Source organism: Suttonella sp. (assembly GCF_056855035.1).
The window spans coordinates 24702-37116 of the sequence record NZ_JBXGGR010000051.1; the positions used below are offsets into that span (position 1 = coordinate 24702).

Genomic DNA, 12415 nt, shown 5'->3' on the forward strand with positions numbered 1-12415 from the left:
GGTTTATTCCTTGCCGCTTTCTTTGTCGTAACGTCCTGTGCCTAAAGAGCCCGGGCCTTGGCGCACGTATTTGCACATCAAATAGACTTCCACTATCAGCAGCACCGTGTAAAACAGGATAAAGCCCGACAAGGACAGATACAAATCCCTCGTCGTTAGAGAGGATGCCGAGAGATGGGTGGGCAAAACGCCGTAAATTGTCCAAGGCTGGCGGCCGTATTCGGCTAAAAACCAGCCGGCTTCAATCGCTATCCACGGCAGCGGCAGGGCATAAAAGGCGCTGCGCAGCAGCCAAGGTTTGTGTGTAAAGGTGTTTTTGACCGAATGCCAGAGGCTGAGGCTGAAAAGCAGCAGCATCAAGACGCCGCACAAGACCATGAGGCGGAAGCTCCAAAACATCGACCAGACTTTCGGCACCGAATGGCGCGCCGCTTTGTCCATCATGTCGGGGCTTGCCTGCGCCACATCGTCGGTATATTGCTTGAGCAATAAGCCGAAGCCCAAATCCTGTTTATGCGCTTGGAAGATTTCGATTGCCTGCGCATCGTGTTTATTGCGGCGCAGGGCTTCCAAAGCGATGACTGCCTGCTGCCCCGAGGCAATGCGTTCGCGGTTGTGCGCCACGATTTCCTTGATGCCCGGAATTTCCTGCGTTAGCGAGCGCGTGCCGATAATGCCCATGAGATAGGGGATATGAATGGCGAAATCGTTTTTCATTTCCGCCTCATTGGGAATGGCGATCACATTAAAACTCGCCGGCGCCGGCTCGGTTTCCCACATCGCTTCCAGCGCGGCTAATTTGGTTTCCTGCGCCTTGCCAATGCTATAGCCCGATTCATCACCTAAAACAATCACAGAAGCAATGGAGGCAAAGCCGAAGGCGGCGGCAATGCGGAAACTTTTTTTCGCAAATTCCACATCCTGCTTTTTCAGCAGATACCAAGCGGAAATCGAGAGCACGAACATCGAGCCGGCGACATAGCCGGCGGAGACGGTATGGACGAATTTATTCTGCGCATCGGGATTGAAAAAGACCGCGCCGAAGCTCGCTAATTCCATGCGCATGGTTTCAAAATTAAATTCCGCGCCCACAGGGTTTTGCATCCAAGCGTTGGCAATCAGAATCCACAGCGCGGACAAATTGGTGCCTAATGCCATGAACAGCGTGACCAAGAGATGCTGGCGGCGCGACATTCTTTCCCAACCGAAGAAAAACAGGCCGACCAAGGTCGCTTCTAAGAAAAACGCCATCAAGCCTTCAAATGCCAGCGGTGCGCCGAAAATATCACCAACATAATGCGAGTAATACGACCAATTGGTGCCGAATTGGAATTCCATCGTAATGCCCGTGGTTACGCCGAGGGCGAAATTGATGCCGAATAATTTGCCCCAAAACTGCACCATATCGCGGTAAATCACTCTGCCGGTCATGACATAGACCGATTCCATAATCACTAAAATCCACGACAATCCCAAGGTCAGCGGCACGAAAATAAAGTGATACAGCACCGTGACGGCGAATTGCAGTCTCGACAGCTCGACAACGTCCATACATTCTCCTCTTCTGCTTAAAATGGCTTATCCAACGATAAGATGTTGCCATTATCCGGCAAGTGATGACTGGCAACAATCAGCCAGCCTTTGCTTTGCGTCGTGCGCAGATGCCGCCACAGCTTTTGCCGCGTGTTTTCATCCAGTCCGGCAAAAGGTTCATCCAGCAATAATAGCGGCTTGGGACGCAGCAATAGTCGGGCAAGGGCAATCCGCCGCGCCTGTCCGCCGGATACGGCGCTGCCGTATTCACCCAAAGCGGTCGCCAAACCTTGCGGCTGCGCCCGTGCCCAGTCGGCTAAATCGACGCTTTCCAAGACCGCCCACAGTGCCTCATCGCTGAAATCCTCACCCAAGCGCAGATTATCCGCCAAGCTCAAATCGAAAATATCCACTTGTTGCGCCAGATAATTGCTACATTCGGGATGATAGGCTTGCGCATCCAGTCGCACTCTACCCAAGAGCAGCGGCAATTCTCCGCCTAAGGCATCGAGCAAAGTCGATTTGCCGCCACCTGAACGCCCGCACACAATCAGGGCTTCACCGCGCGCCAAGCGGAAAGAGCAATCTTCGACCCCGTTCAAAGCCCCTGCATGGCGGGCGGAAAGCTGTTCGGCAATCAGATATTCGGCTTCGTTCAGCGCGGCATTGACAGGCGGCGCGGCAATTGCACCCGAGCGTTGCGGCGACGCTAAGGCATTGAGGCGGTCGCGCGCGGCAAGGGCAAAGCCGAGCGCCAGATATTGCGCCGTCAAGGCTTGCAGACTTTCCGTCAAACCCAAGAGCGCCAAAACAATCGCCAGCAGCAGCGGCAGGCTTAAGACTTGCGTTTGCAGCAGCGGCAGGGCTTGCCACAGCAAGAGCAGCAGGGCGAAAGCCAAAAGGCAATGTTGCGCCCATTGATAAAGCGAAGCCCAATATTGCTGTCGTTGTTTGGCGCTGCGGTAAGCGGCATCGGCGGCAAGAAAGTCGCGGCGGCAATCCGCCCAACGCTGCCATAATAAAAGCGGCGTTAGTAAACGCAGGGGTTCCAATAATAAACTGCGCCGCTGCTGCGCCCAATCGGCATCGGCACACGCGAGGGCGCGCCCCTGTACAGCGGCTGCGGCAGGCAAAATGATTCCTGCCAGCAATACGGGCAGGCTCAGCCAAGCCGCCAAAGAAGGCGCAATCCAAAGCAGCCACAGCAGCAGTAGCGCTTGCAGTGCCAATGCCCACAGCCAAGGCATGAAAAAGCGCAGCGGTAAATTATCCAGCAAATCGATATCGCTGCTTAATCCTTGCAGGGCATGGACAGAGACGAATTGCCGCTGAGGATTGGCGGCGATGCGGGCAAAGAAATGTCCGCGCAAATCGCGCAGCAATGCCAAGACCGCTTCATGCGAAGTAAGGCGTTCGCCGTAGCGTCCCGCAGTACGCGCAATCGCCAGAGCGCGGATAATCGCGGCGGGGCGGAAATAGTCGAAGCTGAAAACGCCGGCAAGCGCGGTCAAGCCCGCCAAAGCGGCGGCGCTGATAAACCAGCCTGAAACGGCAAGCAAAGCCACACCGGCAAACAGCGTTATCGCGCCCAAAGTCCATGCCAAGAACCATTTGCCGCTTTGCAGGCGGCACAAATCTCTCAGCCGCAAAGGATTGTCTTTCATCTCCGCTCCAAATCGATTAAGCCGTCCAGCCACGGCAGACCGCCAATGTCGTGCCCGACCAGAATCAGGGTTTTGCCCCGACTCAATTCGCCTAACAGGGCATAAATTTCTGCGGCGGTTTCAGCGTCCAAATGGGCGCAGGGCTCGTCTATCAGCCACAGCGGCGCATCGCGTAGCAATAATTGCGCGAGACAAAGACGCTGCTGCTGTCCGCCTGATAAGCCGCTGCCTCTTTCGCCCAAACAGGTATTGATGCCCTGTGGTAGGCGCGCAACCAGTTTCCATAAGCCGACTTGTTCCAATACGGCTTGTAAGGCGGCATCGTCGGCATCGGCTTGGGCGAGGCGCAAATTAGCGGCAATGCTGCCGCGCATCAGGCTGGGCGATTGGGCTAAATAAGCGATGTGCTGCTGCCAGTCGCTGCGTTTAATCGTATTGAGCGCGATGCCGTTAATCCGTATCTCTCCCTGATAGGCGGCAAAGCCGAGCAGCGCTTCTAAAAGACTGGATTTGCCGCTGCCGCTGCGCCCGATGACGCCAATGCGTTCGGCGGCGGCAATTTCTGCCGATAAGGCGGCGAGCCGCCGGCGACCCTCAGGCGTCCGTATGCTGAGATGGTGCAGCTGAATTTGCGGCGGCTGCGATGTCAGCGGTGCTTCACCGTCTGCTTCGGGCAATGCGGGCGTTTGCAATAAGCCTTGCAAAGATTCAATCGCCGCTTGGGCTTGCGCTTTGGCATGGTAATCGCTGCCCAATTGGCGCAGCGGCAGATAAAATTCCGGCGCCAATAAGAGAATGAATAAGGCGCTTTGATAAGGAACCGGCACTTCGCCCTTTGCCCAAGGCAGAATGCCCAATAATCCTAAGCCCAAATAAACCGCTACCAAGGCAATGGCTAAGGCGGAAAATAATTCCAAGACCGCACCGGATAGAAATGCCAAACGCAGCACCCGCATACTGCTGCGCTGATAGGCACCGGCGGCAGACAGCACTTCCCGCTGCGCCCATTGCTGCGCGCGCAGGCGGCGCAGGGTCGGCAAACCGCGCAGCAAATCTAAAAAACGTCCGCCCAATTGTTCCAAGACCTGCAATTGCTCGCGGCTTTTCTCCGCCGCCAAGCTGCCGACCAATATCATAAACACCGGCACCAAAGGCGCGCTGAGCAGCAGCAATCCCGCCGCCAAGGGACTGTGGAAGCACACCACCGCCGCAATCAATAAAGGCGTGAGCGCGGCGACTCTGCTTTGCACATAAAAGCGGCTGATAAAGCCGTCCAAGGCATCGACTTGTTCTAAGATTTGCATGCTTAAGGCGCCGTCATTGCCGATATGCGCCCGCGCCGGCCCGAGGGTTGTCAGGGCATCCAATAAGCGGCGGCGCAAATCGCCGCGCACAAGCAGGCTTAAGCGCTGCAATAAGATGTCTTTGAATAAATTCAGGCTGGGACGCAGCACGAAACACAGCAATAAATACGGCGCATTCTGCTGCAAAATGTCTGCCTGCGGGGGGAGATTGCGGGCAAGGGCATTTAGCCAATCGGCAAAAATTATCGCCAATAATGCCGTTTGCACAATCAATAAGCCCATGCCGAGCATCGCCAATATCAGCGGCGGCCGCAAACGGCGGCGGTAAGGGCGTATCAAATCATTAAGCAGAGAAGCGGCAGGCGGTCGCGGCATGAAGATTCACAATGGCGAAAAACGCGGTTAGTGTAGCGGTCTTTGTCGGATAAACGCTAAAAAATTTCGATAAACATCAGTTTTAGCAGAATTTTTATCATAAAACAAAAGCAGCTTGCGCTGCTTTTGCGGTGTTGAAAATTAAATCGGCGCCTCGGTGAAATCATAAGTAAAGTTGGCAAGCGGCGGTACGATGCCGTCGCCTTGCAGAATTTGCAAATCATAAGGCCAAACGCGCGACAACTGTGCCGGCGATTCCATATGGTCAACAATCAAAGTAGCATTATGCTCCTCGGCATAACCCTTAATCGCTTCCATGAAACGCGTTTCTTCATCTTCTTCAAAAGTATCGATTTCGCGCATATCCAGCTTAATCACATCGGGTTTGATGCGTCCGAAAATTTCTTTAATTTCCTCATCAAAGCGCGCAATTTCGGTAATCGCCACTCTTGCCCCTAGCGGACGCATTTTTTCTATCATATGCATCGTGCCGCTAAAGGCATTGATCGCGCTATCCATGCTGATTTCTAAAACAATCTGCTGAGGCGTAATCCCTGTTTGCTGAAGCTGGCTTGCCAGCCATGTCGGAAATTCCTCATCATTGAGCGTATCATTGGTCAGCGACAAAAAGCCGATCAGATGCCGCTGATCACCGTCATAAGATAAGACATCCTGACAGAATTGGCGCACTTTGAGTCGGTCCAACTGCCGTCCCAAACCGTAGCGGTCAGCCAATTGCAGCATCATATCCAATTCCAATTCTTCTTCCATTTCTTCCGCTGTCGCCAAAATATTAATTCGAGTGGCAAAACGCGGCACACCGTCAGGCTCCAGCATGGTAATCGGCTGATAACGGTAATTTATTTTATTGCTTTCTAACAATTTATTAATCATATTCAGGCGGCGCTCGTCTTTACGCGACATATCTGCCGCCGCCGGTTCCGCCACACGATCTTTGCCCTGCCCTAAAGCCAAACTACGGACGGCGCGGAAACTTTTCGCAATCAAATCTTCATAGATGCTGTCTTTACGCACTTCCTGCATGCCTGCAAAGGTATGCGGATGAATCAGACGACCGATGTTTTCCGGCACCAATTCATCTAAATGCGCCACCAGATTTTTCACGCGCGTAATCGCTTGCTCTTTATCGCCGTCAATCCACAATACTAGGGCATCGTCGGTAAATCGCGCCATTTCTGTCGACGGCGGCAGCAAACGCTGCGCCGTTTCCGCCACGCTGTGCATCAAGATTTCAGCAGGTTTGTAGCCGTCTTTTTGCAAGACTTCGCGGTAATTTTCCAGCCATAAATAAATCCAGACGCCCAAAAACTGATTTTCCGAACGCTCTTGGGTCTGCGTGATAGAAGCTTTTAAAATATTGCCTACCCCTAAACCTGTGGTCGGGTCGACACCGCCGCCTCCGCCCGCACTAGCATTGCGCAAATACATCTGCACCGCATCTTCGCCGCGGAATTTCACTTGACTAACCTGTGCAGTAAGCTCTAATTTGCCGTCTTCATTATCGTGAAATTCGAGTTTCTCGCTCGGCACGACGTCTTTTTCCATTGCTAATTTCATCAATTGCTTCACATTGCGCTCGGATTTCAGCGGCACAAAACTCATAATGGTTAAGGACTCAAGCGCCGCCTTATCTTTGACTTTGAATAAGCGTAAAAAGGCAGGATTGGCATCTAAGAACAAACCGTCCTGCAAATAGCAAATAGGATCGGGCAAATCATCAAACAAACGCTGATAACGCTGTTCCACCCCCTGCAAATGATGCTCTGCATGAATCATCGCCGCTTCATTGGCATGAAGACGCATCACATGTTGGACGGCGCGAATCGCAGTCAGCAAATCGCGGCGTGCGCTGACGAATTCCGCCCCTAATTTCACATAAGCGTCGCTGCCGCTTTGCCAATCCGGCGCTACGGTCAAAACAGGAATATGCCGTCCCAAGCGGTGCAGAAGCTGCTTGACTTTATCCATGCTCGGCAAGCTCTCATCCACCGACAGGACAATCAAATCCGCATGATAATCTTTTAAAACATTTTCCACTTTTTCAAGCGTATCCGCCGTTTTCTCTTGCGTAAGGAAAAAACGCTGCACCCCTTTTTGGAAAGCATTCAACCATTCCATATCGCGGCTGATAAAGAGCAAAGAACAGGTTTGTTTTTGGTCTGACATGAAAAATCCTTTCAAATGAATAACGGCTGCGCAAAAGCAAAAAGCAAGCCATGACGAAAAATGTGACTATGATAACAGAATTCGTTCCCTGCCATAGAGCGCAATTTCTCTGCGAGTTTATTCGTCGCGGTAGAACCGCTATAATCCGCGCATTATCTTATAAAGAGAACGACTATGGCTTTTTTAGACAATGTCCTGACCCAATCCTTGGATTTGCGCACTCCCCTTTGGCAAGCCCCCCTGCCCTTTGAACTCGTCAGTCCGCAGACGGCGGGAGAAATCAGCGCAGCAGGCGCTTTAGGCATCATCACCATCGGCGAAAGCGGCAATTGCCGGCAATTACAAGACGCCCTCGCGCAATACGGCGAATATCATCAGCAGCCCGACATCTGCTTTAGCCACCGCCTGCCGCAATCCCCGCATTGGCAAATACCGCAGGACGCGCAAGGACAGCTGCAACACTTAGCACATCAATATCAAATCGATTATCCCTTGCCGAAAAACGATCATTTCTTAGACTTACTCGATACGGCCATACAAGCTTCGCCGCGTCTAATCGGTTTTGCCAACGGTATTCCCGAAAAAGACACCATCGCCTTTATTCAATCGCAGCAAATTCCCACCTTCGCTATTTGCCACAGCGTTGCCGAAGCGATTGCCGCTGCCGATTTCGGAATTGATTATTTAGTCTTGCAAGGCGTCGAAGCCGGCGGCGAGCAGCATCGTTTTGAAAACGCCCTGCCCGAATTACGACAAAGCGCTTTGGCGCTCCTGCAGCAAGTCCGCAATCATGTGTCCCTGCCGATTGTTTTATGGGGCGATTTCACCCACGGCGCCGATATTGTCGGCGCTCTGCTTGCCGGTGCACAGGCAGTGATGCTTGACCGCCCGCTGCTGCAATGTACGCTGTCCCCCGAACAAATTGAAGTTCTTAGAAAAAGCAGCGAGTACGATTTCCGCACAGATTACCGCTTCACGAACCGCGCCCTGCGTTATCTGCCGATAAAGACAGACACGCCAAATCTGGATTATCTCGACCCTATGCTGCGCCAAGTCTTCATGGAGCACTATTTCAGACAATATCCTGAAGCCAAACCGCTGAGCATGAGCGTCAGCGCCAATCAACTTCCCACAACGCTCCATCAGCTCTTAAACAGCCTCAACGAGCAAATGCGGCACTATCTTGGCTAAACTACTGGATTACGCGCAGATTGAATACGACAGCAACAGCCTGCGCAACACGCTGTACGGCGATATTTATTTCAATCCGCAACAAGGCTTTGCCGAAAGCGAACATGTGTTTATCCGCGGCAATCGTCTTGCCGAACGATTTGCCGCATTAGGCAGACACACGCATTTCACCATCGGCGAAACCGGCTTTGGCAGCGGCATGAACTGCCTGCTGGCGGCGGACTGCTTCCTAAAACAAGCACCTGATGACTGCCGCCTCATCTACATCAGCTGCGAAAAACACCCGATTCCACTAGAAGACCTGCGTCGCATCCATCAAAACTGGGAAAATCCCGAACTGCGCGCAGCCCTCTATCAGCAATACCCACATTGCCGCCACGGCTTTCATTGGCTGCATCTGCATCCGCGCATCGACCTCTTATTACTATGGGGAGAAGCCAACGAACTCTTACCCGAACTGCATAGCAGCGTTGACGCTTGGTTTTTAGACGGATTTGCCCCCGGTAAAAACGCCGATATGTGGTCGCCACGCATTTTTCAAGCCATTGCCACCCATAGTCGTCTTGGCAGCACCATTGCCACCTTCAGCGTCGCACGACAAATCCGCGACGGACTCAGTCAAGTCGGCTTCAGCCTGCAAAAACAAAGCGGCTTCGGACGCAAACGCGACATGCTGATCGGCGAACTCCAATCCAATCATAATCCTGCGCCCCATTGGACAAGTCTCGCCCCGCCTATAAACCCTCACAACAGCGTTAAAATCATTGGCGCAGGACTTGCCGGCATGGCAAGCGCTTGGGCATTAGCCAAACGCGGCATCGCCGTAGAAATCTATCACTCGCCGCAGCGTCCTGCCGCCAGCCAAGTGCCGATTGCCGTTCCCTTCTTGCAAGTCGGGCGGGAAGACACCCCGATGCGCCGCTTTCAACTGGCGGCATGGCGCTACAACAAAGGCTTTTTTGCCCAACTGAGCGCACAATTCCCCGAACAAGCATTTCTTTATCCGCAAGACATCGTCTTAAGCGCCAAAGACGATGCCACTGCCGAACGCCACCAACAAATTGCCGCCGCCCAGCTCTTCAGCCCCGATGAATACCGTTTAGAAGCAGACCGCCATCTCATCTTGCACGGCAGCGGTACTATTGATACACCGGCTTTGCTAGACATCCTAAGCCGCCACTCGCTGATTCGGCTCATCGAGCAAGACATTGACCGCAAACAATTAGACACTTGGCAAAACGACAGCGTCATTTTTGCCGGCGCTTGGCATCATGATTTGCTCCCCCAAGACTGGCATCGCCACCTGCGCCCTTTGCGCGGACAAGCCTGCATCGCAGGCGTCACACCGCATTTCGAACAAGCCGCCACCTGCGCCCACTACAGCATCCTGCCCTTTGCAGACAGACAAAAAATCTACATCGGCTCCGCATACCAGCCCAATTGCGCAGACGGCAGCATCCGCTGCGCCGATAACGAGCTGCTGCTCAAACATTTTCAAGACAGCTACCCGCAATACACTGCTCATTATGACAGCGCCTTTGCCGGCGTACGCGCCAGCAGCCGCGATTATCTGCCGTTTATCGGACCAATCCCTAATCCTCAAGCGCTCAAACAAGCTTATCACAAATGGCAATTCGACAAACATATCCCCATACGCGCCAATCCCGAATATCCGCGCGCATGGTATCTGCATGCGGGACTTGGTTCCAAAGGCTGCCTGACTGCCTTTTACGGCGCCGAACTCCTTGCGGCTATGATGCTTAATACCCCTCTGCCTATCGAAGAATCATTAATCAGCCAACTGCTGCCTGCACGCGCCCTTATTCGCGACATTATCCGCCGCCAGCAGGCAACAGACTGATTTTCTGCTATCATAAGCGCATTTTGACAATGGAGGTCGTATGAAATCTTTTCTTTTTCTAGTCGGTGTTATCGCTTTTTATTTAGGCGTCAACTATTTTTCTTTTACAGAAGGAGCAGTTCAGCGTTGGGCGAAAAAAAGCCAATTTCCTGATGAAGAAAGCACTGCATTATTTTGCAATATGCTGCAAGCAGAAACTATTGTTAATTTTAATTACACAATCAACAGCCGTAGCACTAAAACAATAGAACCAAATTCAAGTTCTCTATGTAATTATTACAAGCAAAATATTATTCCTGGTGCAAAGCCTCACACTGTTCGAGTACATACTAAGATCATTTCCCATCAGCATAGCGAAGAATTACCATTTAATAAAGGAAAAAGCCAAATTGAAATTTCTATTATAAAAGATAAACTTAAAATTAATAGAAAAATTGATATAGAATTAAAACGCAATCTCCTAGGTGATTTTACAATCCTTTCCATTAAAGGACATGACCAAATCACTCAAGAAGAGAAACCCAGACATCGTTATTAAAAAAGACAATACAAAGCAGGGATTAATCCCTGCTTTGTATTGCTTATTTGAATCAATAAGAAAGCTTAACCCAGTAACAAACTATCATCGCTTACGGTCTGACCGCGTTGTTTTTCAAACAATGCCAATAAATCCGGTACATCTAAAGAAGCGCGTTCAGCGCCGCTAATATCAAAAACCACCTGACCTTGATGCAGCATGACGGTACGGCTACCGATATCCAAGGCTTGGCGCATGCTGTGCGTGACCATTAAAGTTGTCAGGCTTTTCTCCGCCACGATTTGCTGGGTTAAAGACAAGACAAAATTCGCCGTTTTAGGGTCAAGGGCGGCGGTATGCTCGTCCAGCAATAAAATGCCCGAGGGTTGCAGACTGGCCATCAGCAGGCTTACCGCCTGTCTTTGTCCGCCCGAAAGCAAGCCCATGCGGTCTTTCAAGCGCTGTTCGATGCCCAAATTCAGAGCTGCCAACGCTTCTGTAAATTGGCTCAAATAACGTGCCTGTACAGCGCGTGCCAAGCCTCGTCCTTGTCCGCGTTTCATTGCCAAAGCCAAATTTTCTTCGATACTGAGATGGGCGCAGGTGCCGGCCAGCGGATCTTGGAAAACACGCGCCACTTGCGCGCTGCGTTTATAAGCAGGAAATTTGCTTACATCTTCACCGTTAATCAGCACGGCACCGCTGTCCACGCGTATTTCTCCCGAAATGGCATTGAGCAAAGTGGATTTGCCGGCCCCATTAGAACCGATGACGGTTACAAACTCGCCTTGCTGTAGAGATAAGGACATGCCGCGCAAGACGGGATTTTCCAAAGGCGTATGTGAATTAAAGGTTTTATAAATCTCGCGTACTTCAATCATGACTGCCCCCGCTTCAAACATTTGGCGGTAAAACTGCGGATATCGCCTAATTTAATCGCTAATAACATCAGCACAGTAGTGATCAAATTAATATCTCCGGGCTGCAAGCCGATGTCGCCGCCGCTTAGGGCGAAAGCGATAACCAGGCGGAAAATAATCGAGCCGATCACGCAGGCCAATAAAGCACGCAAAACCGTTTTAGGCGATAAAACCGCTTCGCCACCGATTAAGGAAGCCAAGCCGACGACCAATACGCCGACGCCTAAAGTCACATCGGCAGAACCACGACTTTGGGCGAATAAACCGCCAGCCAAAGCCGCCAAACCATTGGCAATAGAAATACCCAAAATGACCATCAGACCTGTCGCTACGCCTTGCGCACGCGCCATATTCGGATTGGCTCCAGTGGCGCGCATCGCCAAACCGATTTCGGAATTCATAAACCACCACAGCAAAATACCCACCACCGTCAGAACGATAGCAAACAAAATCACGGGCACGATTTCTAATGCCACCGGCAATTCGTAAAAGGGCGTGAGAATGCTGTCTTCGCCCAACAGCGGCAGATTCGGGCGTCCCATAATCCGCAAATTAACCGAATACAAACCATACATCACTAAGATTGAGGCAAGCAGGTGCATGATTTTAAGGCGTACATTTAAAAAACCGGTAATCGCGCCGGCAAACATACCCGCTATAACGGCAACGGCAATCGATGCCCAAGGATGCCAACCTTGCAAAATCAAGGCTGCCGATACCGCCGCACCCAAAGGGAAACTGCCTTCTACGGTCAAATCCGCGAACTCCAGCACGCGAAAAGATAAATACATCGCAAAAGCCACAAGGCTATAGACCAGCCCGGTTTCCATCGCGCCCCAAAATGCGGTTGAACTCAACATAAT

Annotated in this window: 9 protein-coding genes; 3 read left to right on the top strand and 6 right to left on the bottom strand. The window is 51.8% G+C overall.

The window, feature by feature from the left end; all coding sequences use genetic code 11:
• Positions 1–3: 3 nt before the first annotated feature.
• From ACJHVI_RS04900 to ACJHVI_RS04915, 4 genes are all read right to left on the bottom strand, one after another.
• The gene (locus tag ACJHVI_RS04900) at positions 4–1551 is read right to left on the bottom strand and encodes a cytochrome ubiquinol oxidase subunit I (RefSeq protein WP_483183527.1); all 1548 of its coding nucleotides are present in this window, start codon (positions 1549–1551) and stop codon (positions 4–6) included.
• Positions 1552–1568: 17 nt separating this feature from the next.
• On the bottom strand, positions 1569–3197 hold the full coding sequence (locus ACJHVI_RS04905) for an ATP-binding cassette domain-containing protein (protein WP_483183528.1): 1629 nt from the start codon (positions 3195–3197) through the stop codon (positions 1569–1571).
• Positions 3194–4876 (bottom strand): thiol reductant ABC exporter subunit CydD, encoded by a 1683-nt coding sequence (gene cydD / locus ACJHVI_RS04910; protein WP_483183529.1) that lies wholly within the window; start codon positions 4874–4876, stop codon positions 3194–3196. Before cydD ends, ACJHVI_RS04905 begins: the two co-directional genes overlap by 4 nt.
• A 141-nt stretch (positions 4877–5017) precedes the next feature.
• Positions 5018–7063 (bottom strand): EAL domain-containing protein, encoded by a 2046-nt coding sequence (locus ACJHVI_RS04915; protein ID WP_483183530.1) that lies wholly within the window; start codon positions 7061–7063, stop codon positions 5018–5020.
• 174 nt (positions 7064–7237) lie between these two features.
• On the opposite strand from ACJHVI_RS04915, the gene ACJHVI_RS04920 reads away from it, so the two are divergent.
• The 3 genes from ACJHVI_RS04920 to ACJHVI_RS04930 are packed head-to-tail and all read left to right on the top strand — an operon-like array spanning position 7238 to position 10653.
• The gene (locus ACJHVI_RS04920) at positions 7238–8254 is read left to right on the top strand and encodes a nitronate monooxygenase (RefSeq protein ID WP_483183531.1); all 1017 of its coding nucleotides are present in this window, start codon (positions 7238–7240) and stop codon (positions 8252–8254) included.
• Positions 8247–10115: an FAD-dependent 5-carboxymethylaminomethyl-2-thiouridine(34) oxidoreductase MnmC1 gene (gene mnmC1, locus ACJHVI_RS04925; protein WP_483183532.1), complete on the top strand. Its 1869-nt coding sequence runs from the start codon at positions 8247–8249 to the stop codon at positions 10113–10115. The genes ACJHVI_RS04920 and mnmC1 overlap by 8 nt, the downstream gene beginning before the upstream one ends.
• 40 nt (positions 10116–10155) lie before the next feature.
• A complete protein-coding gene (locus ACJHVI_RS04930) occupies positions 10156–10653 on the top strand; it encodes a hypothetical protein (RefSeq protein ID WP_483183533.1) in 498 nt (165 codons plus the stop codon).
• Positions 10654–10718: 65 nt separating this feature from the next.
• Here the strand turns inward: ACJHVI_RS04930 and ACJHVI_RS04935 are convergent, their stop codons facing one another.
• Positions 10719–11513, bottom strand: coding sequence for an ABC transporter ATP-binding protein (locus tag ACJHVI_RS04935; protein ID WP_483183534.1), 795 nt, complete (start codon positions 11511–11513; stop codon positions 10719–10721).
• The gene (locus tag ACJHVI_RS04940; protein ID WP_483183535.1) at positions 11510–12412 is read right to left on the bottom strand and encodes an ABC transporter permease; all 903 of its coding nucleotides are present in this window, start codon (positions 12410–12412) and stop codon (positions 11510–11512) included. Before ACJHVI_RS04940 ends, ACJHVI_RS04935 begins: the two co-directional genes overlap by 4 nt.
• Between the last annotated feature and the right edge of the window lie 3 nt (positions 12413–12415).

Excerpts from the sequence above, each read along its gene's own strand:
- ACJHVI_RS04915 (WP_483183530.1), bottom strand. The coding sequence starts at position 7,063 with ATGTCAGACCAAAAACAAACCTGTTCTTTGCTCTTTATCAGCCGCGAT.
- ACJHVI_RS04920 (WP_483183531.1), top strand. The coding sequence starts at position 7,238 with ATGGCTTTTTTAGACAATGTCCTGACCCAATCCTTGGATTTGCGCACT.
- ACJHVI_RS04940 (WP_483183535.1), bottom strand. The coding sequence starts at position 12,412 with ATGTTGAGTTCAACCGCATTTTGGGGCGCGATGGAAACCGGGCTGGTC.
- ACJHVI_RS04905 (WP_483183528.1), bottom strand. The coding sequence starts at position 3,197 with ATGAAAGACAATCCTTTGCGGCTGAGAGATTTGTGCCGCCTGCAAAGC.
- ACJHVI_RS04930 (WP_483183533.1), top strand. The coding sequence starts at position 10,156 with ATGAAATCTTTTCTTTTTCTAGTCGGTGTTATCGCTTTTTATTTAGGC.
- ACJHVI_RS04935 (WP_483183534.1), bottom strand. The coding sequence starts at position 11,513 with ATGATTGAAGTACGCGAGATTTATAAAACCTTTAATTCACATACGCCT.
- ACJHVI_RS04900 (WP_483183527.1), bottom strand. The coding sequence starts at position 1,551 with ATGGACGTTGTCGAGCTGTCGAGACTGCAATTCGCCGTCACGGTGCTG.
- cydD (WP_483183529.1), bottom strand. The coding sequence starts at position 4,876 with ATGCCGCGACCGCCTGCCGCTTCTCTGCTTAATGATTTGATACGCCCT.